At 37.7% G+C, this 21652-nt stretch carries 21 protein-coding genes; 16 read left to right on the top strand and 5 right to left on the bottom strand.

The genetic code is table 11. The features are described from left to right. Positions 1 to 55: 55 nt before the first annotated feature. From C4F49_RS07590 to rdgB, 3 genes are all read left to right on the top strand, one after another. On the top strand, positions 56 to 1036 hold the full coding sequence (locus C4F49_RS07590) for a deoxyhypusine synthase family protein (RefSeq protein ID WP_196935270.1): 981 nt from the start codon (positions 56 to 58) through the stop codon (positions 1034 to 1036). Between the two features lie 248 nt (positions 1037 to 1284). Further along, positions 1285 to 1785 (top strand): hypothetical protein, encoded by a 501-nt coding sequence (locus C4F49_RS07585; protein WP_196935269.1) that lies wholly within the window; start codon positions 1285 to 1287, stop codon positions 1783 to 1785. Beyond that, a complete protein-coding gene (gene rdgB, locus C4F49_RS07580; protein ID WP_231388234.1) occupies positions 1785 to 2366 on the top strand; it encodes an RdgB/HAM1 family non-canonical purine NTP pyrophosphatase in 582 nt (193 codons plus the stop codon). The genes C4F49_RS07585 and rdgB overlap by 1 nt, the downstream gene beginning before the upstream one ends. Before the next feature lie 32 nt (positions 2367 to 2398). Here rdgB and C4F49_RS07575 read toward each other — a convergent pair whose 3' ends face one another. Beyond that, positions 2399 to 4699, bottom strand: a complete 2301-nt coding sequence (locus C4F49_RS07575) for an OstA-like protein (RefSeq protein ID WP_231388233.1) — start codon at positions 4697 to 4699, stop codon at positions 2399 to 2401. Positions 4700 to 4816: 117 nt separating this feature from the next. Between C4F49_RS07575 and tilS the strand changes: the two genes are divergently transcribed. The 7 genes from tilS to C4F49_RS07540 all read left to right on the top strand — a co-directional run bounded on the left by tilS (position 4817) and on the right by C4F49_RS07540 (position 10096). Continuing rightward, positions 4817 to 6151 (top strand): tRNA lysidine(34) synthetase TilS, encoded by a 1335-nt coding sequence (gene tilS / locus C4F49_RS07570; RefSeq protein WP_196935268.1) that lies wholly within the window; start codon positions 4817 to 4819, stop codon positions 6149 to 6151. 3 nt (positions 6152 to 6154) lie between these two features. Then, on the top strand, positions 6155 to 6640 hold the full coding sequence (locus tag C4F49_RS07565) for a hypothetical protein (RefSeq protein WP_196935267.1): 486 nt from the start codon (positions 6155 to 6157) through the stop codon (positions 6638 to 6640). An 86-nt stretch (positions 6641 to 6726) separates the two neighbouring features. Further along, on the top strand, positions 6727 to 7032 hold the full coding sequence (locus C4F49_RS07560; protein WP_196935266.1) for a DUF4834 family protein: 306 nt from the start codon (positions 6727 to 6729) through the stop codon (positions 7030 to 7032). A 36-nt stretch (positions 7033 to 7068) separates the two neighbouring features. Further along, positions 7069 to 8178, top strand: coding sequence for a DNA replication/repair protein RecF (gene recF, locus C4F49_RS07555; RefSeq protein ID WP_196935265.1), 1110 nt, complete (start codon positions 7069 to 7071; stop codon positions 8176 to 8178). Continuing rightward, positions 8165 to 8479, top strand: coding sequence for a DciA family protein (locus tag C4F49_RS07550; protein ID WP_196935264.1), 315 nt, complete (start codon positions 8165 to 8167; stop codon positions 8477 to 8479). Before recF ends, C4F49_RS07550 begins: the two co-directional genes overlap by 14 nt. A gap of 3 nt (positions 8480 to 8482) precedes the next feature. Further along, on the top strand, positions 8483 to 9049 hold the full coding sequence (locus C4F49_RS07545) for a Crp/Fnr family transcriptional regulator (RefSeq protein WP_196935263.1): 567 nt from the start codon (positions 8483 to 8485) through the stop codon (positions 9047 to 9049). A 609-nt stretch (positions 9050 to 9658) separates the two neighbouring features. Further along, positions 9659 to 10096, top strand: a complete 438-nt coding sequence (locus C4F49_RS07540; protein ID WP_196935262.1) for an SRPBCC domain-containing protein — start codon at positions 9659 to 9661, stop codon at positions 10094 to 10096. On the opposite strand, the gene C4F49_RS07535 is transcribed toward C4F49_RS07540, so the two are convergent. The 3 genes from C4F49_RS07535 to sucC all read right to left on the bottom strand — a co-directional run bounded on the left by C4F49_RS07535 (position 10097) and on the right by sucC (position 13617). Next, on the bottom strand, positions 10097 to 10717 hold the full coding sequence (locus tag C4F49_RS07535) for an L-threonylcarbamoyladenylate synthase (RefSeq protein ID WP_196935261.1): 621 nt from the start codon (positions 10715 to 10717) through the stop codon (positions 10097 to 10099). A 102-nt stretch (positions 10718 to 10819) separates the two neighbouring features. Further along, positions 10820 to 12268: an asparagine--tRNA ligase gene (gene asnS / locus C4F49_RS07530; RefSeq protein ID WP_196935260.1), complete on the bottom strand. Its 1449-nt coding sequence runs from the start codon at positions 12266 to 12268 to the stop codon at positions 10820 to 10822. A gap of 155 nt (positions 12269 to 12423) precedes the next feature. Further along, positions 12424 to 13617, bottom strand: coding sequence for an ADP-forming succinate--CoA ligase subunit beta (sucC, locus tag C4F49_RS07525; protein WP_196935259.1), 1194 nt, complete (start codon positions 13615 to 13617; stop codon positions 12424 to 12426). A gap of 143 nt (positions 13618 to 13760) precedes the next feature. On the opposite strand from sucC, the gene C4F49_RS07520 reads away from it, so the two are divergent. The 6 genes from C4F49_RS07520 to C4F49_RS07495 all read left to right on the top strand — a co-directional run bounded on the left by C4F49_RS07520 (position 13761) and on the right by C4F49_RS07495 (position 20159). Further along, complete coding sequence (locus C4F49_RS07520) at positions 13761 to 14414, top strand: ABC transporter ATP-binding protein (RefSeq protein ID WP_418895782.1); 654 nt, start codon at positions 13761 to 13763, stop codon at positions 14412 to 14414. 5 nt (positions 14415 to 14419) lie between these two features. Then, positions 14420 to 14893, top strand: a complete 474-nt coding sequence (locus C4F49_RS07515) for a hypothetical protein (RefSeq protein ID WP_196935257.1) — start codon at positions 14420 to 14422, stop codon at positions 14891 to 14893. Next, positions 14890 to 15450 carry an HAD family hydrolase gene (locus tag C4F49_RS07510; protein ID WP_196935256.1) on the top strand — a complete coding sequence of 187 codons (561 nt, stop codon included), beginning with the start codon at positions 14890 to 14892 and terminating at the stop codon, positions 15448 to 15450. Before C4F49_RS07515 ends, C4F49_RS07510 begins: the two co-directional genes overlap by 4 nt. A gap of 18 nt (positions 15451 to 15468) precedes the next feature. Continuing rightward, positions 15469 to 16986, top strand: a complete 1518-nt coding sequence (locus C4F49_RS07505; protein WP_196935255.1) for a S41 family peptidase — start codon at positions 15469 to 15471, stop codon at positions 16984 to 16986. Positions 16987 to 17554: 568 nt separating this feature from the next. Beyond that, on the top strand, positions 17555 to 19099 hold the full coding sequence (locus tag C4F49_RS07500) for a S41 family peptidase (protein ID WP_196935254.1): 1545 nt from the start codon (positions 17555 to 17557) through the stop codon (positions 19097 to 19099). A gap of 52 nt (positions 19100 to 19151) precedes the next feature. Further along, positions 19152 to 20159 carry a LacI family DNA-binding transcriptional regulator gene (locus C4F49_RS07495; RefSeq protein WP_196935253.1) on the top strand — a complete coding sequence of 336 codons (1008 nt, stop codon included), beginning with the start codon at positions 19152 to 19154 and terminating at the stop codon, positions 20157 to 20159. Between the two features lie 72 nt (positions 20160 to 20231). On the opposite strand, the gene lpdA is transcribed toward C4F49_RS07495, so the two are convergent. Further along, positions 20232 to 21620 carry a dihydrolipoyl dehydrogenase gene (lpdA, locus tag C4F49_RS07490; protein ID WP_196935252.1) on the bottom strand — a complete coding sequence of 463 codons (1389 nt, stop codon included), beginning with the start codon at positions 21618 to 21620 and terminating at the stop codon, positions 20232 to 20234. Positions 21621 to 21652 lie beyond the last annotated feature (32 nt).

Below are 21652 nucleotides of genomic sequence, written 5' to 3'. Positions count from 1 at the left end.
TCATAACAAATCCTTACCTTTGTGCCAATATTTTTTAGGCATAAAGATTTAAATCATGAGTAAACAAAGAGGACCTATTTCTCAGTTTTTAGAAACAAATTATTTGCATTTCAATGCGGCAGCATTGGTTGACGCAGCTAAAGGGTACGAAGCACATTTGGATGCTGGCGGTAAAATGTTGATTTCTTTAGGTGGTGCGATGAGTACAGCCGAGTTAGGAATCTCTTTGGCTGAAATGATTCGTCAGGATAAAGTGGCTATTATTTCTTGTACAGGTGCAAACTTGGAAGAAGATGTCATGAATTTAGTTGCGCATTCTCACTATAAACGTGTTCCGAACTACCGCGACTTGACTCCAGAGCAAGAACGTGAATTATTGGATAACCATTTCAACCGTGTTACGGATACGTGTATTCCAGAAGAAGAAGCTTTCCGCCGTTTGCAAAAGCATTTAGAAGATGTTTGGCATGCTGCTGAATCGAAAGGCGAGCGCTATCTGCCACATGAATTCTTATATCAAGTGGTTAATTCTGGTGTTTTGGAACAATACTATGAAATCGACCCAAAAAATTCATGGATTGTTGCGGCAGCTGAAAAGAACTTGCCAATTATCTGTCCGGGATGGGAAGATTCGACAACGGGAAATATTTTTGCTTCCAATGTGATTAAAGGAAAATTACAGGCAAGTACTGTTAAGTCTGGTATCGAATACATGATTTACTTGACAGAATGGTACCGCGCAAATTCTGACGGAAAAGGTGTAGGTTTCTTCCAAATTGGAGGAGGTATTTCAGGTGATTTCCCGATCTGTGTTGTGCCGATGATGTACCAAGATTTAGAATGGGAAGATGTTCCTTTCTGGTCGTATTTCTGCCAGATTTCTGATTCAACTACATCGTATGGTTCATATTCAGGAGCTGTTCCTAATGAGAAAATTACTTGGGGAAAATTAGATATTGATACACCGAAATTCGTTGTGGAATCGGATGCGACAATTGTTGCGCCTTTGATCTTCGCTTGGGTTTTAGGGAATTAAGCATATTATTTAGATTGCGCACCTGTCGGTGCGCAATTTTTAGTTCACGAATCTTTTCTTCTAAGGAGGGCAATTGATTCGATGTCGCGGATTCCGAAAAATTTCGGAATGACGTAAAAGCAAGTATGAAAGCTTATAATCCGCCATACATTTTTGAATTTTTACTTTTTACTTTTTACTTTTTACTTTTGAATTTTTACTTTTGAATTATCTTGAAAACTACTAATCCAATTGCATTGCAGGCTTTTATGTCAGAAGATATTTATTCTTTTGGGGATGATTTGTATGTGAATGAAATTCAAAATGAGCAAAGCGAAGCTGAACCGATTGCTGTAGCACAAGAGCCAACGGCGCAGGAAGCGTTTATCTATCAAGGTTCAAAAGCTAAAGGCGTGCTGTTTATTTTGCGTTATCCCGACTATCCTTATTTTTCGCCAGAGGCGGAAGATGCGTTTAACAAAATGATGGATGCGGTCAAATTGGGGCCGGAGAATGTCGCAGTGGTTAATTTGGCGAATGCGCATAATCCAAATGATTTTAAACAAATCATGCAGTATTTTACACCTACGAAAATCATTTTGCTGGGCGTTGAACCTATCTCTTTAAAACTTCCGCTGATTGCTCATAATTCCTACATGAAAGGAAAGATAGCGACCGTTTTCAATACCTTTAGTTTTGAAGAGATGTTTGCAAATCAAGATAAAAAGAAAGCATTCTGGCAAGAATTTAAAACATTTATCCAATCCTAATGAAAATCCTATTTGCAACCAATAACCTGCATAAACTAGAAGAAGTTCAGGCTATAATCGGAAATCAATTCGATATTCAAACTTTGGAAGAAGTTGGCCTGTATGAAGATATTCCCGAAACGGGCGACACGTTCGAAGCCAATGCAAAACAGAAATCTGATTATTTAGTGGATAAGCTAAATATGGATTGCTTTGCAGATGATTCTGGGTTGGAGATTGATGCCTTGCATGGTGAACCAGGAGTTTATTCTGCTCGCTATTCCGGTTCTCGGGATATGGAAAAAAATATTGAATTGGTGCTGCAAAAGATGGAAGGAATAACTGACAGAAGCGCTCGCTTCCGTACAGTAATTTCGTTGCAGCTCGATGCACAAAACTATTTTTTCGAAGGCGCTATTGAAGGTACGATTATCAATTCTAAAGTGGGTACTAAAGGATTTGGCTACGATCCAATATTTATTCCTAATGGATACGACAAGACTTTTGCAGAAATGAGTGCTGACGAAAAAAACAGCATTAGCCATCGTGCGATAGCGGTCAAAAAACTAGCGGAGTTTTTATCCGAAACCAAAAAATCTTAAGAGAAATTTGCGGCAGTTGTTAGGCTGAAGAATTATTCTGCTTTCTTTAAAGGAGGGGCGAGGATCTTGTCCTTATTTTCTAAAATCTTATCAATCACCTCGTCCTGAACGGTTCGTTTACCTGGATTTTCCGGCTTCTCATTCGGGTCCACAGGCGTAGAAACCTCTCGTTTTCGATTTAATAAATCTTCTTTCGATTTTGGACGGTCTTGCGGTCGCCAGATAAAACCTGGAAGAATTTCATTTTCGGCACTGACCAGCTTAAATGGATAGACTTTTTGATCTACTTTTTTCGCAGAAACATAATCGATGATTTCTTTGTTCTCCATCTTGATTTTAATCCTGCTGCTGCGGTCATGGAACATTTCATTGATAATGTTCAAACTATCGTTTGATGTAAAAATCAAGTTTTCGGCGTTGCCGTCCACATAAATTCGATCGACGTTATTGTTCGTAAAAAATGCCGTGATTTTTCGTCCTTTGAGTTGGTTAAATTTCACCGTATCCAAAACGACATTGACCATAAAAGCATTGTCTTTTAACAGCGCATTATCGAGTTTTTGATTTTTAATCTGCAAGAAAAGTGTGTCAGCCGAAATTTGCGAACCTTCTGCCCAAATCATAGGTTTACCCATAAAACGGAACATCGAGTCCACCATGCCATAATACACTGAATCTGCGACCGCCTGTAAATCCGATTTAAATAAGCGCACATTGTAATAAGCATTCACAATCCGCGTACGCGCGGTATCGGAGTAGGCAATGGTAGAATCCTTAATTGTGGTATCAGGCAACTGCACGGATGTAATCGCTTTGGATAGCAAACTATCCGCCTCCAGGCCGCTCGGAAATTCTGCATTATTTCGAAGCAAGCTGTCTGCTTTGACGGTTTGCTCTACCGTTAGTTCTTTCTTTGCTGCCGCGACAATCGGTTTTGCCGTTTTTATTTTCGTTGAGTCGATTTTCTCCTCTGCTTTTTTGACAAGCTCTTGTCCAACCTTCGTTTCTAATGAATCTGTACCTCTTTGAATATCTCCTAAGCCCAAAGAATCAAGTTCTAAAGAACCTCGTCCCAGTGAATCTACTCCAAATTCATCTTCGTCATCACCATAATCGATATCGGTTTCATCCAATATTTCTCCACCATCTCGATTTAATTTTAAATCCAACGGTTTATAATCCTTTACTAAAATCACTTTCGAAAAAAGCGTGTCTGCCGTCATGTATACCGAATCTATCTTCGGTTCGGGCTGTGGAGCAATGCCAATGGCCTTTATTTCGGTAGCTGTTGAATCAGACAGGTCAGCTTGGTTTTCCACTTCAGCTTCTTTTTCGAGCCTTCTTTTTTCTCGTCGGCTTAATGTTTTTTCTTCGTCCAATGCGACAGAATCTTGAGCCACATTATTTTGCGTGGTATCGTCTTGAACGATGACATAAGTTATCAAGGGTTTGTCGGTCATTAAAATTGACTCTTCCCCTTGTTTATAAAGCCCATATCCACCATTTGCATAAAATTTATCTAGCGTGTCAATAAAAACGACGTTGCGAAAAGCTTCTCCGAAACCGCCATTTCGCTCATAATACAAGCTATCGCCTTTCAAGAATTTAGAGCCTTCGGTATAAAGGTTATTTTTCGAAAATTTTGCAACATCGGTTCCTGTGTTGTAATTTCCAAGTTCCGTGTATAAATTTTCGCCATTATTCCCTTTGATATTGGTTGGGCCAAAAAAGTAGGTCACGCGCTCAAGCGAATTATAGCGCATGGTATCCGTGAAAATTTTGACGTCTGGTGTGCGGACGACTACTTGATTTCTGAAATACGCATCTTTCGTTAATTCGAAATAATAAGCGTTTTTAGAGGTGATGGTGTCGCCTTTACTGATAATTCTTCCGCCACCGGTGTACGTTCCGGTTTTGCTTCGCATATTATACGTTAAGTAATTCGTCGTTAAAACGGATGGTCCATCAACCATGCGGACATTTCGCGTGAGAATCGCATGTTGCGTGGTCACGTCATAATGCAAACGTTCGGCATAGATTACGGTTCCTGAAGGTTGCGTGATTACGACGTTGCCGAAGGCCTCAAAAAACTGCCGTTTGATATCATCTTCATACAAGACCCCGCTATCTGCTTTTAATGTGTTTCCATTATGCTCATAAAGAGGCGAAAGACTGCTGAATGTATTTTGATTTAAGATTTTGGTATAAACAGAGCTAATAAGCTTGATTGGCTGATTATTTTGCTGTTGCGCAGGGTTTTGAGGGATTGGAGTTTGTCCAAATGTTACACCTGCAGCGCTAAAAAAAAGTAATACTAGTAGCCAAATTCTCACAGGTTCAAAAATATGCAAAAATTAGATACATTTTCCATTTAATCTAGACGATTTAAGAGTGTTTAACATTTTTTTAGGACAAATAAATCGATTGATTTATTTCATTAAATTAGCCCTATGGATTTCTTAGGTCAATTTCAACGATACATTCTTGATAATCAGCTTTTAGGAAAAGATGATACTGTGGTTCTTGCCGTCAGCGGAGGAAAGGATTCCATGGTGATGACGGAGCTTTTTTACCGTTCTGGTTATTCGATAATTCTCGCTCATTGTAATTTTAACTTGCGTGGAGAGGAATCTGATTTAGACGAAAAATTAGTAAGGAAGTATGCGCTGAATCATAAGTTGCCTTTCTTCGTTAAATCTTTCGATACAGAAAAGTTTGCTGATCAGCACAAAATTTCCATTCAAGTATCTGCTAGGGAATTGCGCTATGCTTGGTTTGAAGAATTGAGAATTGAGCAAGAAGCGCAATACATTGCCGTTGCGCAGCACTCGAATGACCAAGTAGAAACGGTTCTGTTAAATCTGACTCGAGGAACAGGGTTGAAAGGTTTGTGCGGCATTCAGCCTATCCGTGATAAAATTTTGCGTCCGATCCTTCATTTCACGTCTCAGGATGTTCAAGATATTGCGAAGCAATGGAATGTGCCTTTCAGAGATGATGCGTCAAATTTCGAGACTAAATATAGCAGGAATAAAATCCGGCTGAAGGTTGTTCCATTGTTGAGGGAAATCAATCCAGAATTTGATAAAACATTTATTCAAAGCATTCAAAATTTCAATGATTCCTACAGCCTGCTGAATGAATTTCTAGCTCCTGTCAAAAAGGCATTGTTTCAATCGGTTTCAGAAACCTTATTTAAAATCGAAAAAATCAAGCTACAGGTGTATCTAAACAGCGGACCGATGGTTTTTGCGCTATTTAATGAGTTTAATTTTTCCAAAGCCATTCTGCAGGATCTGAAAGATTCTTGGGAAAATGGTTCTGGTCGGATTTTTGAATCTTCTTCACACGAATTGTTATTGGATAGAGAGTATATTTGGTTAAGAAAGTTGCAATCCGTTCGAAATGAAGAAGAATTGCTTATCGAGCATCGAGATGTTGATTTCCAATTTATGAATAAAAAATACTTGATGGAGGTCAATAAAAACACGGAGATTAACAATGATGAGGGTGTTGCACAATTCGATTTTGATAAATTAACTTTTCCTTTGACATTAAGGCGATGGAAAAATGGCGATAAGTTTGTTCCTTTAGGAATGAGGGGGTTTAAAAAAGTAAGTGACTATTTAATCGGCATCAAGTTAAACTTGTTTGAGAAAGATGAGGTCTGTGTTTTATTAAATGGAAATAATGATATTATGTGGGTAGTAAATAATCGAATAGATAATCGGTATAAACTAACCAGAAAAACACAAAAAGTAGTAACTTTAGTTTGTGAAAATTAGCATATGGCAGAAGAATACTTATTTCAAGAAAAACAATATTTAGGACGGGATAAAACATGGATCAGTGTGCGATTGATATTGGCATTGTTCTGTTTTTCGGCCTATTATTTAAATTTAGATCATCTTGCTTCAAGCCAGCTTTTCTTTATTGTCGGTGCTTCGATTATCGTGGTTTCGATTATCATGATGTACATGATCAATTACAAGACGGAAGTGACTCCGAATTTTTTAACATTGAGCGGATTGTGGAGCACAAGTTTGGTGAAAATTGATTTAAACTCCATTGTTAAAGTAGAAAAAAAGCCATACAGTACCTATTTTTTTAATAATCCAGTGTACAATTTGCATAAGAATGGGAAGATTCGTTTTTATTCAGATGGGAGAGATGCCGTTTGGTTAACAGATAGGGATGGATTGATTTACATCATCGGAACGCAACGAGCAGACGAATTGGTCAAAGCCGTTAAACAAGCTCAGGTGAAATCTTAAATAATGTTAATCAATCTATCTCTGACATTCAGTTAACATTTTGAATAACTATATTTATTAAATTTGAGGATAACAGTAAAATTATTATGAATAGCTTTTTATATTTTATAATCTGTGCAGTTGCATTTTATTATATATTTAAGTTTGCGATGCGACTTATCATGCCATTCGCTATGCGAAAAATGGCTGAAAAGTTAATGCAAAAAGCACAACAATCACAGTCAGGACAACAATCATATCAATATACAAATTCAAACCCTTTTGATCAGTTCAAGACTCAGCAACAGAAGCCGGATGGGAAAATCCATGTGGACTATGTTCCGCCAAAAGAGGACGAGCGAAAAGGAACGGCTACGGCTGGTGAGTTTATTGATTTCGAAGAAATAAAGTAAGCGTTTAGTTTTTCTAAAGCTTATCTTTGTTTTTCTATGTGGCTCAAGCATCTTTCATTATTAAATTTCAAGAATTATCAGGAATCTACGTTAACGTTTATTCCAGAAACAAATGCTTTTGCAGGGAACAATGGCGCTGGCAAGACCAATCTGCTAGATGCCATTCATTATTTGTCCCTTTGTAAATCCTATTTTAATCCTGTAGATTCCCAGCACATCAAAAAAGGTGAAGAATTTTTCATGATTCAAGGCGATTTTGAAAAAGACGACCTTCCCAGTACGATTTCGTGCAGTTTAAAGAAAAATCAGAAGAAACAATTCAAGCGGAATAAAAAGGATTATCCCCGATTGGCTGATCATATTGGTCAATTTCCATTGGTGATGATTTCACCAAATGACCATATAATCATTACCGAAGGTAGTGAAGAGCGCCGTAAGTTCGTTGACAATGTCATCTCACAAACGGACAATCAATATTTGGATACCTTAATCGCATACAATCGTGTTTTGTTGCAACGCAATGCTTTGCTGAAAAAAGCTAAAGCAGAATTTAGCTTAGATTTGGGACTGCTGGAAGTCATGAATTTACAGCTCGTTTCTATTGGAGAAAAGATTTTTGAACGGCGCAAGCGCTTCATGGAAGAATTTCATCCAGAGTTTATAAAGTACTACGCCTACCTTTCTGATGAGTCGGAAGAAGTTGCTTTGTTGTACGAATCGCCATTGCATTCCGAATCTTTCCTGAATTTGTTACAGCTGAATCTGGAAAAGGATAGAATACTGGAAAGAACAACGCAAGGAATTCATAAAGACGATTTGAATTTTACAATTCATGATGGGATGTCGTTGAAGAAATTTGGTTCGCAAGGACAGCAAAAGTCATTTCTGATTGCTTTGAAGTTAGCGCAGTATGCATTTTTGAAAAAGAATAAGCATTTGAATCCAATCCTATTATTGGATGATATCTTTGATAAACTGGATGCCAATCGAACAAAAAAGTTGATGAAACTTGTGGCTGATGACGAATTTGGACAATTGTTCATTACCGACACGGACGCATTGAGACTTCGAAAGATTTTTGACGAAATCGCTCATCCAATTCGTATATTTGATATTCAAGGAGGGATGATTCATGGCGAACTATAAAGACGATGCATTTAGAAGAAATGACGATATTTCTATCAAACAGGCAGTAGAAAAAATGCTGGATGTGTATCATCTGCGCCGTAAATTCGATGAAACATCCATTCTTTCGGCTTGGCCGAATATCATTGGCAAAGCCATCGCCAACCGTACGCAACAGATTTATATCAAAGACAAGAAGCTTTTTGTTAAAGTGGAATCTGCTGTAATCAAGAATGAGCTGATGCTGATGCGCAAGCAAATTATGGTCAATGTCAATGAATATGTCGGAAAAGTGGTGGTCGAAGAGCTGGTTATCTTGTAGGCAATGGATTTAAAGCTTCAACTTCTGGGGTTATTTAGTGCCGAACAGGATGATTTGAATCGCATTCTGTCAAAATTCCAAAAACAAACACTCGTAAAAAATCAATTCTACACTCAAGTAGGCAAACCTTGCCAAACATTTTCCTATATAGAATCAGGTTATTTTCGGGTTTTTTGCCATACTGAATCTAGGGAAGTGACACAATGGATTGCAGGAAAAGGATATTTTATTACAGATTTGGCATCGTTTATCTTCAACCAGCCAAACCGCTGGTCGATTCAGGCGCTTACCGACGCGACTATTTATACCGTTCAGCAATCCGATTATCAGTTATTTGAACAAGAAATCCCTAGCTGGAGCATTATGGAAAAACGTTTTATGGCCAAATGTTTTATGCAAATGGAGAGCAGGATTTTCAAGTTTATTTCCACTTCAGCAGAAGAACGTTATCAGGAATATTTCGAAAATAATAAAGATGTTTTTCAGCAAGTTCCCTTGCAATACATCGCTTCTGTACTCGGAATGTCTGCCGAAACCTTAAGCAGAATTCGAGCGAAAGTGAATTCTTGATTTTTAAGAATTAAAATTTGCTACCGCATTCAGAATGAGAACATTCGTTTTTTACTCTGAGGAACTAAATTTTGCTCACAAAACTTTTGGAAGATGTTGATAGTAAAGTGCTAATTGATTTTTTGTCAATACGCTCCTAAAACAGTAAAATATATTGAATAATGAATAGAGGTCGGATTATACTTTATTTTAAAGCCTCGTTAGAGGCTGAATGTTTGTAGAAATAGTTAGGAGAATTAAATGCGTGCCGTAGGTACGCAATCCAATCGACAAGATTTATATGGCTTAAAAATAAATTGTTGCGTACCTACGGCACGCTATTATTATTACGTATTTTTTTCCTACAAACATTTTGCTCCTACGGAGCAATTTCAAAGGCAATACATTTTCCGCTCAATGTACCGTAGGCACAACTGCTTTGTAGGAAAAAAAACCGGAGAAATATTTTGTGCTACAAAGCGGTAGCTCCTACGGAACAATATCTATATGGATTAGCCAGTATTAAATCTGTCATTGTTAGTAGAGCAAAGAGTCCCAACCATTCACATCGAGCGAAAATTCTTGATTTTTGTCAAGCGCATTTCTTTCAAAGTGCTTTACTTTTGAAGTATGAAAAAAAGTATAGAAAACGAAATTAGTATCGAGGCGCCAATTGAGAAAGTTTGGGCAATTTTTTCTGATTTTCATTCTTATCCCGAATGGAGCCCTACTCTAAAACACTTCTCTGGATACCCTCAAGTCGGAAAATCTGTTAAAATAAAATTAGAACAACCCGATGGACCGGGAATGACCATGAAACCAAAAATCTTGAAACTCGACGAATTTCAGGAATTGCGATGGAAAGGAGAATTGATTTTTCCAGGATTGTTTGACGGTGAACATTATTTCAAATTTGAAGCCATTGACGAAAAAACAACAAAATTTATCCAAGGAGAAAATTTTTCTGGACTCTTAGTTCCGTTGTTTAAAAAGATGATTGATGGTGCTACAACTAATGGATTTATCCTATTTAATCAAGCTCTGAAAAAGAGGGTAGAGGAAGCTTAATTATAGGTACTGTTCCAGATCACCTTTTCCTTCACGAATGACTTCAAATTCTCCATTGGTTACATCAACAACGGTCGATGCGACATTGTCTCCGTATCCGCCATCGATAACCAAATCCACCTTGTCTTGATATTTTTCGTAAATCAATTCTGGATCTGTAGAATATTCGATAATCTCGTCTTCATCATGGATTGACGTAGTCACAATAGGATTTCCTAATTCCTTGACGATTAAACGTACAATTTCGTTATCAGGAACACGAATACCGACAGTTTTCTTTTTTGAACTTAAAAGTTTTGGTACCTGACCGCTCGCATTGAAAATAAATGTAAATGGACCTGGCAATGCTTTCTTCAGCACCCGAAAAACAGTGGTGTCGAATGGTTTCGTATATAATGAAATGTCCGTCAAATCATAACAGATAAAGGACAAATTCGCTTTGTCGGGTTTCAATCCGCGAATAGAACAAACACGTTCGATCGCTTTTTGATTTGTAATATCACAGCCAATCCCGTAAACTGTATCCGTTGGATAAATGATCACACCGCCTTTTTTCAAGATTTCTACAGCTTGATCAATCGCTTTAGGATTTGGGTTGTTTTCGTATATTTTTAATAACATATCAATTCTTTTATTTAAACTTTTCAACTGAAAAGAAATACCACAGGGTTCTCTATCAACAAAAAAACCGTTAAAATTGTTCTTAACGGTTTTTGATTATTTTTAAAACTCAGCGTTCTTTGGATATCTCGGGAATGGAATTACGTCCCTGATGTTGGTCATTCCGGTGACGAATAAAATCAAGCGTTCGAACCCTACACCGAAACCAGAATGCGGGGCAGTTCCGAATCTTCTCGTATCTAAAAACCAATCTATTTCTTCCGCTTCGATACCTACTTCAGCCATTCTAGCTAATAACTTATCTAGATTTTCTTCACGTTGTGAGCCACCGACCATTTCTCCGATGCCAGGGAACAAAATGTCCATCGCACGAACAGTCTTGTGCCCATTCGCATCGATATCATTCTGCTTCATGTAAAAAGATTTGATTTCCGCTGGGTAATCCGTCAAGATTACCGGTTTTTTGAAATGTTTCTCAACTAAATAACGCTCATGTTCTGATTGAAGATCTGCTCCCCATTCGTCAATGCTATATTTGAATTGTTTTTTCTGGTTTGGCTTGCTACGTTTCAGAATTTCGATTGCGTCAGTATACGTCACGCGTTCAAATTCGTTATTGATGACAAAGGTCAATTTCTCTAATAAGTTCATTTCCGAACGCTCGTTAGCAGGTTTGTTCTTTTCCTCTTCTAACAAACGATTTTTAAGGAATTCAATTTCATCCGGACATGTCTCTAACACATACTTGATCACATATTTCAGCAAGTCTTCTGCCAAATCCATGTTATCTTCCAGCTCATAAAAAGCCATTTCGGGTTCAATCATCCAAAATTCAGCCAAATGTCTAGTCGTGTTGGAATTTTCAGCACGGAAAGTCGGTCCGAAAGTATAAATATTTCCTAAAGCCATCGCGCCGAGCTCACCTTCCAATTGACCTGAAACGGTTAAGTTTGTCGATTTACCGAAGAAATCTTCTTTAAAATCTACTGCACCAGATTCTGTGCGCGGGGTATTGTCGAAGTCCAATGTTGTTACTCGGAACATTTCTCCAGCACCTTCGGCATCTGAACCCGTGATGATCGGCGTGTGCAAGTAAACAAAGTCACGCTCATTAAAAAACTGATGAACCGCAAATGCCAAAGCATGGCGAACTTTGAAAATCGCATTGAACGTCCCTGTACGAAAACGTAAATGGGCGATTTCACGCAAAAATTCTAGACTGTGTTTTTTTGGTTGCAATGGAAATTTCTCAGGATCAGAATCTCCTAAGATGGAAACATCGCTCACTTTAATTTCAACAGATTGGCCTTTTCCTAAAGATTCAATTACTTGACCTTTAACGCGGATGGAAGCGCCTGTTGTAATTCTTTTTAACAATTTTTCATCTGTATTTTCGAAATCGACTACTGCTTGGATATTATTTAAAGTCGAGCCATCATTGATCGCAACAAACTGATTGTTACGAAATGTTCTTACCCAACCTTTGACAATAACTTCTTTACCAACGAATTCTTCGTTGCGCAGGATTTCTTTAATACGTGTATGTTCCATTTTTTTTGATTGATACCTTTTAAGGTATTATTTTGCATGCAAAAATAAGGTATAATTTAAGAAAAGCAGAATTTGTTCAACTAAAATTATACGCTAAATAAAAATGCCCTAATGATTTCTCATTAAGGCATTTTATCAATAAGTATAAAAGGAAATTATCCTTTCAAGACTTTAGTTACTAAATCAGCAGCTTCCTTTAATTGAATAGCTGAAAATACTTCTAGTCCAGATTCGTCGATTAATTTTTTCGCTTCTTCCGCATTTGTACCTTGAAGACGAACAATAATAGGAACTGGGATATTTCCGATTTCTTGATAAGCGTCGATTACACCTTGAGCAACACGGTCACAACGAACGATACCGCCAAAAATATTAATCAAAATTGCTTTTACATTTGGATCTTTTAAGATAATGTTGAAACCAGCTTTTACAGTTTCTGCATTTGCCGTACCGCCAACATCTAAAAAGTTTGCAGGCTCACCACCAGCAATTTTAATAATGTCCATCGTAGCCATAGCTAATCCAGCACCATTTACCATACAACCCACATTACCATCTAATTTTACATAGTTTAAGTTAGATTGACCAGCTTCAACTTCTGTAGGGTCTTCCTCAGTTACGTCGCGCAAAGCGGCATAATCAGGGTGACGGTATAGCGCATTTTCATCGATATCAACTTTGGCATCAACTGCCAAAATTTTATCGTCCGAAGTTTTTAACACAGGGTTAATTTCGAACATCGATGAATCTGTTTGATCGTATGCTTTATAAAGAGCGGCAATAAATTTAACCATTTCTTTATGAGCTCCGCCAGTTAAGCCTAAGTTAAAAGCAATTTTACGTGCTTGAAATCCTTGAAGACCAACTTTAGGATCGATTTCTTCTTTGAAGATTAAGTGAGGAGTTTTTTCAGCCACTTCTTCAATATCCATTCCACCTTCTGTAGAATACATAATGATATTACGGCCTTTCGCGCGATCTAATAAAACTGAAACATAAAATTCTTTTGTTTCGCTTTCTCCCGGATAGTATACATCTTGAGCAACTAAAACTTTGCTAACTTTCTTGCCTTCTGGTCCAGTTTGAGGAGTTACTAATTGCATTCCGATGATGTCTGTTGCACGTTGTGTAACTTCGTCTTGGTTTTTTGCTAATTTAACACCGCCGCCTTTTCCGCGACCACCAGCATGAATTTGAGCTTTGATCACAACCCAGTCCGAGTTATAATCTTGCTTTAATTTTTTTGCAGCTTCTACAGCTTGCTCAGGAGTTTCTGCAACAATACCTTCTTGTACTCTTACACCGAAACTTTTTAGTATTTCTTTACCTTGATATTCGTGAATATTCATTGACTCAAAATTTGATTGTAAAAATAGGATTTTATATTGTAAGGGTCAAGTCATAAAAGGTAAAATAACATTTTGTTTAACTACACTATTTGTCATTCTATGCAAATTTTATTGTGAATGATTTTATTTAACTTCGCAATATGATTGTGAAAGCAAACAATATCTATAAATCTTATGGCGATTTACCCATCTTAAAAGGTGTAAATCTAGAAGTGAATAAAGGTGAAATTGTTTCCATTGTTGGAGCTTCTGGAGCCGGGAAAAGTACTTTGCTTCATATTATCGGGACTTTGGATAAGGCAGATAATGGAGAAGTGTGGATAAATAATACGGCCGTGAATTCGTTGAATCAAAAAAAGCTGAGTGCTTTTCGAAACGAACACATTGGTTTTGTTTTTCAGTTCCATCATTTATTGCCCGAATTTACTGCGCTAGAAAATGTGTGCATTCCCGCTTTTATTAAAGGAGAAAGCAAAGAAGTGGCAGAAAAAAGGGGAATGGAGCTGTTGGATATTCTTGGTGTTTCTGCTCGCGCGAATCATAAACCTTCGGCAATGTCGGGTGGTGAACAGCAACGCGTTTCAGTCGCAAGAGCATTAATCAACAATCCTTCTGTGCTTTTGGCTGATGAACCTTCTGGAAATCTTGATTCTGAGAATGCAGCTTCGCTCCATCAATTATTCTTCGATTTGAGGGACTCGATGCAGCAGACATTTATTATTGTAACGCACAATGAAGAATTGGCCAGGATTTCCGATCGCACGATCCATATGCGTGATGGATTTATTTCAGTTTAACTAAGATGAAAAAAATATTGGTAACCTATGGCACGAGGCCGCTGGCTCAACGTGTAAAGCAAATTTTGCAAAATCAATTCGACGTGTATTTTGCAACCTGCGAAGAAATTCCATCAATTTTAACTAAAAGTTACTCAGGCATTCCGACAGGGGCAAATCCGACTTTTGCGCACGAGGTGTTAAAACTTGCATTGGATTTGGGGATAAATTATATTCTTCCGCTTGGAAAACAAGAATTGTTGCCATTTGCGGAAGCAAAAATTTTATTTGAAGAGTATGATATTGAACTTTTAGTTCCATCCAAAGAAAGACTAGAAGACCTATTTATTTTGGAGAATCCGAACAAAGAGATGAATTTGGATGTATTTATTGATGGTCGTTCTATTATTCAGAGCCGAACAATTGACTTTGCCGATTTTTCGGGATTAGGCCTTGTTTCTGATGATGAGGACGATGTTGTTTTGTGCGTAGTCCAATGAGTGAATTAACTTTCCAAAATCTTCCTCAACAAAAGGAAGTGTATGCTTTTGAAATTGATGATGTTCTTTACGAAAAGAAAGATTATATCTTACAGATTTATTATTTATTTGCGAATTTCGTCGAGTTTACAGAAAGCCGACCTTTGGCCCAAGGCCTGCTGGAATTTATGAAATCAACATATGAATCTTCCGGTGAGGAAGCTGTGATTGACAAAACGATAGCAAAGTTCAATCTGGCATCATCTTACAAAGAAAATTTTGAACGCCTATACAGCAATGCTCAATTGCCTTTGAAATTAATTTTGATTGATTCCACAAAAAAACTGTTAAAAGAATTAATTTCTTTAAACAAAAAAATATGCATTTTGACTAAAGGAAATCCGGTTACGCAATTGAATAAACTGAAACACTTGGATTGGGAGGGTTTAGATCGAAATGTTAAAGTTTATTTTGTGGACGAGCTTGCGTTTAGAAACATAGATGCATTTAATTATATTGCACAAGATTATCAGGTTTTGCCAATTGAGGTGGAATGGATAAAAACCAAAATGATTTAAATTAACGTATTTAATTACATGAAATTAACGTATTTTCCAATTGTTTTCGCTGCAATCATGCTTTTCGTAAGCGGTTGTAAAAAGGATTCTGTCGAACGTCAAACTTACGAGGACGATCCGAAAGAAAATTTACTCAAAGATTCTGTTTTTTATTGGACAAAAGTATACTCACTGTGGGAGACTTCTTTGCCACCAAAGGATATTGATGATTTATTGATTCAATCTACTTTAAGGGATTATACAAAGTATTTTGAAACTGCCGAAGATGTTTTAGAGTCTTTAAAAGCTTTGACACCTAACGATCCATCTACTGGAAATCCGATTGACCGGTTTAGTTTTATTGACCGGGAAGGAGTCGTCAGCGGCGAAATTCAAGATGCGGTAGCGACGAGCTACGGTATGTACTTGTTTTATTTAAATCGTTCGACTGATAACAATGCCGACCTGTACGTTCGCATGGTTGATGCTGGTTCTCCTGCAGCAAATGCTGGAATCAAAAGAGGCACACGCATAAAAAGCATTAATGGCAATTCCGCTATTGATTACAATACACAAGCTGGACAAAATTTTAAATTCGTCAATGATGCTTTAAATTCTTCGAGCATGACCTTGGTGATCTCGAATCAAGGAGAGTCCGACAAGACGGTTTCTATACAAAGTACATTGTATAGTTTCAATCCAATTTTAAGCGCTAAAGTGATTACTCAAGGAACTAAGAAGGTGGGTTATTTAGCATTCAGTTCATTTGTCGATGTCTACAGTTCTGGGATTCCAAATCAGATGTATACCAGATTTGAAAATATCTTTGCGAGTTTTCAGAGCGAAGGAATCAATGAATTGATTATTGATTTGCGTTACAATGGTGGCGGATCAACCAACACGGCAGAATATTTGGCAGATCGCATTGCGCCAACAGCTACAAATGGTCAGCCAATGTACACCTATAAAGTAAATAAATTATTGCAGGATGAAGGCCTTACAGCAGAAGGAGAAGCTTTTGGTCCAGTGAAATTCAATAAAATCGGATCAATCAACTTACCAAAAGTTTATTTTCTGGTAACAAGTTCAACAGCCTCAGCAAGTGAGTTGTTAATGAATGTATTAGAGCCTTACATGAATGTTCAATTGATTGGAACATTCGGGAGTGGAGGAGTCAAAGAAAATACCTATGGTAAGCCAGTGGGGTTTTTCGGATTTGAACCTGTGCTAGGCAATTCAGAAGTTGAACTATACGCTACTTCGTTTCAGATGTTCAATTCGAAAGGATTTGGCGATTATTTTGGCGGTTTAGTGCCTGACCAAAACACCTATGAGGATTTCTTGAAAGATTTTGGTGATCCAGAAGAAGGATTGATTGCAGAAGCGCTGTATCATATCCAAAATAATAGGTACTACAATACGAATAGTGCAACATCTAAAATAGCTTCAAAAGATCGCCTGAACAGCAATAAAGTGATTGGCTTAAAAGCCATTGGCGAAAACGCAAGTTCAAAAGGAATGTTTAAGTTTGATAATAAAAAAGTTAGAATAAGATAAATTTCATAGTGGTTTAGTCAATTCAATGGGTGAAAGCCAATTATTGGTCGAGGCTAACAATACAATAGAGATCTATCAAATCAAAAACTCTGTAACTAATGAACATCTATTAGTTGCATAGTTTTTTTTGTTACAAATACCTGAGTTATTTAAAAATTTTCGAACCAAAATTAAGTCGTTTCGAGATACAGACTTTGGACATTTCCAGTGTTTCCGTCCTGTAAATTGTGATTTTATCGAAAACTAGTCAAAAAAATAAATTTCGATAAAGTATAACATAAGTAAGTATAATGATCTGTCTTTTTTTCAAGAGTTATTTTTTTTAAAATCAACAATTTGTTCGCTTCTACAATTTAATCTATCATTAAACACCAACGATTTCTAAACCATTGCATGCGAATGGGGGATGTATCTACATGCTTAGGATTTGCGATCCAATCTGATTTTTGCAACAAAAGGGAGCTTGCAATTTTTTCTCGATTAAATTATCTTGTATCTAATAATCAAATTCATGGGGAGGATTTGAGGCAAATTTATATTCGGATAGATTATTTATACGCTATAAGCCATGAAAAACTTTAATTTTTTGATGCTCTATTTTGCATTGTCTTTTGCGATCGCTGGTTGTGAAAAATCAATCGAAGATCCGACAACCGAAGCACCAGTCGATAACAGAGAAACCTTCGAAGATGATCCTTTTAAGAATTTGGTGAAGGATTCGATACTGTATTACACCAAAGTCTTTTCCTTATGGGAATCTTCTATGCCTCCAGAGGATCTGAATGATATCCTAATCCAAGATACCTTACGAGGCTATACAAAATACTATGAAACGGGTCAAGATGTGTTGAGCTGGCTAATGTCGCTCACACCCATCGATCCAACGACGGGGAATCCGATTGATCGGTTTAGTTTTTTGGATCGACAAGGAGCAGTAAGTTCAGAAATTCAAGAAGCGGTGGCCACAAGCTATGGCATGTATTTGATCTATCTGCAAACAAATCCTGCCGTAAATAATGCTGAATTATATGTGCGCATGGTGGATGCAGGTTCACCGGCGGACGGAGTGGGAATTCAACGAGGATCGAGAATAATTAGCATCAATGGGAATTCAGAGATCGACTATGTGACTCAGGAAGCTAGCGATTTCGAGTTTTTGAACAATGCGCTAAGTGCTTCCAGCATGAATATTGTTTTTCTTGATGAAAATAATCAAGAGGTTACAGCCAGCATCAGAAGCTCAATCTATACGTACGATCCTATTTTAGCAGTAGAAGTTTTCGACTTAGGAACAAAAAAGGCTGGGTATTTGGCGTTTAGTTCGTTTGTTAGCATAACCAATACAAACGGAAGCTACACGCAAATGTACAGGGACTTTGAAGATATTTTTTCAACTTTCGCTAGTAGCGGGATCAGCGACTTGATTATTGACCTCCGTTATAATGGAGGCGGATTGGTTGAGACGGCGGAGTATTTGGCAGATGAAATTTGCCCTTCAAGCGCAAATGGGCAGTTAATGTTTACTTATGACATCAACGATCTTCTCGAAAGCGAGGGCTTTTTAACCGATCCCGAATACTTTGGGCCTGTAAGTTTTAGAAAATCAGGGTCGCTAAACTTGAGCCAAGTGTATTTTTTGGTCACTAACGAAACGGCTTCAGCGAGTGAGCTGTTGATCAATGTACTTGAACCTTATATGGATGTTCTTTTGGTTGGCGCGTATGGCTCCAATAGTGCAAAAGAAAATACCTATGGCAAGCCGATAGGATTCTTTGCTATCCCCATAGTTTCAGATGATATAGAGCTGTATCCAACATCCTTCCAAATGTTTAATTCCGAAGGATATGGAGATTACTTTGGAGGATTGGTGCCCGATATTCACACCTATGAAGATTTTCTAAAAGATTTCGGTGATCCCGAGGAAGGGTTAATCGCGGAAGCATTATACCATATTCAAAACAATAAATTTTACAATGCCGCTACCGCAAAGTCGGCTATAGCTTCTATCGACAAACTGAATGCTGCCAAGGTGGTTGCTGTCAAATCAATCGGCAAAAACCAAGGTGCAAAGGGTATGTTTAAATTTAATAAAGATCAGATAAAACTCAAATAAGTTTCCTAATTGCGACAAAATTTTATAGCTTTAGGAAAACAAGATTCTGAGAATGAAAACCGATAAGCCAGCTACCATCAAAGAAATTGCGAAGCGACTTAAAATCTCTCCTTCGACAGTTTCTCGTGCGCTCAACGATCATCCTAGCATTGGATTGGTAACGACCATGCGGGTAAAAAAAATGGCCGTGGAATTGAATTACGAGCCAAATCAAACTGCGATTTTTTTTAAACAGCGGAAAACGTTTACTATCGGAGTTATTCTTCCGAGCCTTTCTGAGCCCTTTTTTACGTTGGCAATCAATGAAATTGAAAACTTAGCGAATACTAAAGATTATACCGTTTTATTAGGCCAATCCTTGGACGATGAAGTCAGGGAGTTAAAAATCATCCAAACATTTAAAAAACATCGAGTTGATGGGATTTTGATGTCCGTGGGGAAGAACACCACAGACTTTAGCTTTATTGATTTGCTCAATGAATCTAAAATTCCGATTGTATTTTTCGATTGTGTTCCTGATTCAGATCATGTCCATAAAGTGTTCAGTGATTTGACAACAGGGATGGATGAAGCGATTGAAGCTTTTTGTTCGAGAGGACATTTAAAAATTGCATTGATCAATGGTCCCAAAAGTCTGTTGGCTTCCGAACAGCGTTTGGATGCTTACAAAAAGGCGTTGAAGAAACATAAGATTCCATTTGATGATAAATATGTCGTGAACACGGATTTGACAGAGAAAGGAAACGAAAATGCGATGGAGGCTCTTTGTGCATTGAGTGAACGTCCTTCGGCTATCGTGTCATTTAATGATTTCGTGACGTTAGATGTGATGAAATATGCCCGCCAGCGCGGAATAGTTCTAAACCAGGACATGCATTTTATCAGTTACGCAAATTATCCGTTGTGGAAATACATTGAAAATCCTCCGATGGGGAGCATTGAACAATATCCTGGCGAGCAAGGCCAAAGAGCTGCTGAAATTTTATTTGAAGCCATCGAAACAAAGGAAGATATGGAACCGAAGGTGGAAGTTTTTGAATCGAAATTAGTGTTAAAATAAAAATAGTTCAAATCATAAAAAACGGGCTTCAACATTTGCTGAAGCCCGTTTTATTTTATAAAGAAATCAGTTCTATAAGTGTATAACTTCTCCGTATGCGTCAGCAGCTGCTTCCATTATCGCTTCGCTCATTGTTGGATGCGGATGGATTGCTTTGATCATCTCATGACCAGTGGTTTCTAATTTCCTAGCAACAACAATTTCAGCAATCATTTCAGTCACGTTCGCACCAATCATGTGCGCTCCAAGAAGCTCACCATATTTAGCGTCGAAAATAACTTTTACAAAACCATCTTTTGCTCCAGCAGCAGAAGCTTTTCCTGAAGCCGAGAACGGGAACTTACCAACTTTCACTTCGTAGCCAGCGTCTTTAGCTGCTTTCTCTGTGTAACCTACAGAAGCAATTTCTGGTGAACAGTATGTACATCCAGGAATGTTGTTGTAGTTGATCGGGTCAACATGTAATCCTTTGATTTTTTCGATACATGTGATTGCTTCAGCAGAAGCAACGTGTGCTAAAGCTTGGCCTTTCACGATATCACCGATTGCATAAACGCCATCGATATTTGTTTTGTAGAAATCATCTACTAAAACTTTTCCTTTTTCAGTTTTTACGCCAACTTCTTCTAAACCTAAGTTTTCGATGTTAGCTGCGATGCCTACTGCAGATAAAACAACTTCAGCTTCGATAACTTCAGTTCCTTTTGCAGTTTTGATGTTGACTTTGCTTAAAGCACCTTTTGTGTCAACAGACTGAACTTCGGATTGAGTCAAAACAGTGATTCCTGCTTTTTTCAATGATTTTTCCAATTGTTTGGAAACCTCTTCATCTTCAACCGGTACAATGCGGTCCATAAATTCAACAATCGTAACTTTCGTTCCAATGGAATTGTAGAAATACGCAAATTCAACACCGATCGCTCCCGAACCTACAACAACTAATGATTTAGGTTGTTCAGGCAGATTCATCGCTTGGCGGTAGCCGATTATTTTTTTACCGTCTTGAGGTAAATTAGGTAATTCTCTTGAACGAGCACCAGTCGCTAAAATCGTATGCTTAGCCGAATATTCTTTGGAAGAACCATCTGCTGCTTTGACGTCGATCTTGCCGCCTTTTTTAATTTTTGCGGTACCCATGATGACGTCAATTTTATTTTTTTTCATTAGGAATTGAATCCCTTTGCTCATGCCATCAGCAACGCCACGGCTGCGTTTAACTATCGCGCCAAAATCTGCTTCGCCACCTTGTACTTTAATTCCGTACTCTTCGGCATGATTTAAATATTCAAAAACTTGTGCACTTTTTAATAAGGCTTTGGTTGGAATACAACCCCAATTAAGACAAATTCCGCCTAAAGCTTCACGCTCTATAATCGCTGTTTTAAATCCTAATTGTGCTGATCGGATAGCAGCTACGTAGCCGCCGGGTCCACTTCCAATAACTATTACGTCGTAATTCATAAAATTATTTTGTCGTTAAGAAATGCATTTTC

It is taken from the genome of Sphingobacterium hungaricum (assembly GCF_015210005.1).
Taxonomy (GTDB): domain Bacteria; phylum Bacteroidota; class Bacteroidia; order Sphingobacteriales; family Sphingobacteriaceae; genus Sphingobacterium; species Sphingobacterium hungaricum.
The sequence above is the reverse complement of the archived record's forward strand: the minus strand, read 5'-3'. Positions and strand labels throughout refer to the sequence as shown.

Coding starts and splice junctions, on each gene's coding strand:
- C4F49_RS07590 (WP_196935270.1), top strand. CDS start 56: ATGAGTAAACAAAGAGGACCTATTTCTCAGTTTTTAGAAACAAATTAT.
- recF (WP_196935265.1), top strand. CDS start 7,069: ATGTGGCTCAAGCATCTTTCATTATTAAATTTCAAGAATTATCAGGAA.
- C4F49_RS07495 (WP_196935253.1), top strand. CDS start 19,152: ATGAAAACCGATAAGCCAGCTACCATCAAAGAAATTGCGAAGCGACTT.
- C4F49_RS07560 (WP_196935266.1), top strand. CDS start 6,727: ATGAATAGCTTTTTATATTTTATAATCTGTGCAGTTGCATTTTATTAT.
- C4F49_RS07535 (WP_196935261.1), bottom strand. CDS start 10,717: ATGTTATTAAAAATATACGAAAACAACCCAAATCCTAAAGCGATTGAT.
- C4F49_RS07515 (WP_196935257.1), top strand. CDS start 14,420: ATGAAAAAAATATTGGTAACCTATGGCACGAGGCCGCTGGCTCAACGT.
- C4F49_RS07510 (WP_196935256.1), top strand. CDS start 14,890: ATGAGTGAATTAACTTTCCAAAATCTTCCTCAACAAAAGGAAGTGTAT.
- rdgB (WP_231388234.1), top strand. CDS start 1,785: ATGAAAATCCTATTTGCAACCAATAACCTGCATAAACTAGAAGAAGTT.
- asnS (WP_196935260.1), bottom strand. CDS start 12,268: ATGGAACATACACGTATTAAAGAAATCCTGCGCAACGAAGAATTCGTT.
- C4F49_RS07505 (WP_196935255.1), top strand. CDS start 15,469: ATGAAATTAACGTATTTTCCAATTGTTTTCGCTGCAATCATGCTTTTC.
- C4F49_RS07585 (WP_196935269.1), top strand. CDS start 1,285: ATGTCAGAAGATATTTATTCTTTTGGGGATGATTTGTATGTGAATGAA.
- lpdA (WP_196935252.1), bottom strand. CDS start 21,620: ATGAATTACGACGTAATAGTTATTGGAAGTGGACCCGGCGGCTACGTA.
- sucC (WP_196935259.1), bottom strand. CDS start 13,617: ATGAATATTCACGAATATCAAGGTAAAGAAATACTAAAAAGTTTCGGT.
- C4F49_RS07540 (WP_196935262.1), top strand. CDS start 9,659: ATGAAAAAAAGTATAGAAAACGAAATTAGTATCGAGGCGCCAATTGAG.
- C4F49_RS07500 (WP_196935254.1), top strand. CDS start 17,555: ATGAAAAACTTTAATTTTTTGATGCTCTATTTTGCATTGTCTTTTGCG.
- tilS (WP_196935268.1), top strand. CDS start 4,817: ATGGATTTCTTAGGTCAATTTCAACGATACATTCTTGATAATCAGCTT.
- C4F49_RS07545 (WP_196935263.1), top strand. CDS start 8,483: ATGGATTTAAAGCTTCAACTTCTGGGGTTATTTAGTGCCGAACAGGAT.
- C4F49_RS07550 (WP_196935264.1), top strand. CDS start 8,165: ATGGCGAACTATAAAGACGATGCATTTAGAAGAAATGACGATATTTCT.
- C4F49_RS07565 (WP_196935267.1), top strand. CDS start 6,155: ATGGCAGAAGAATACTTATTTCAAGAAAAACAATATTTAGGACGGGAT.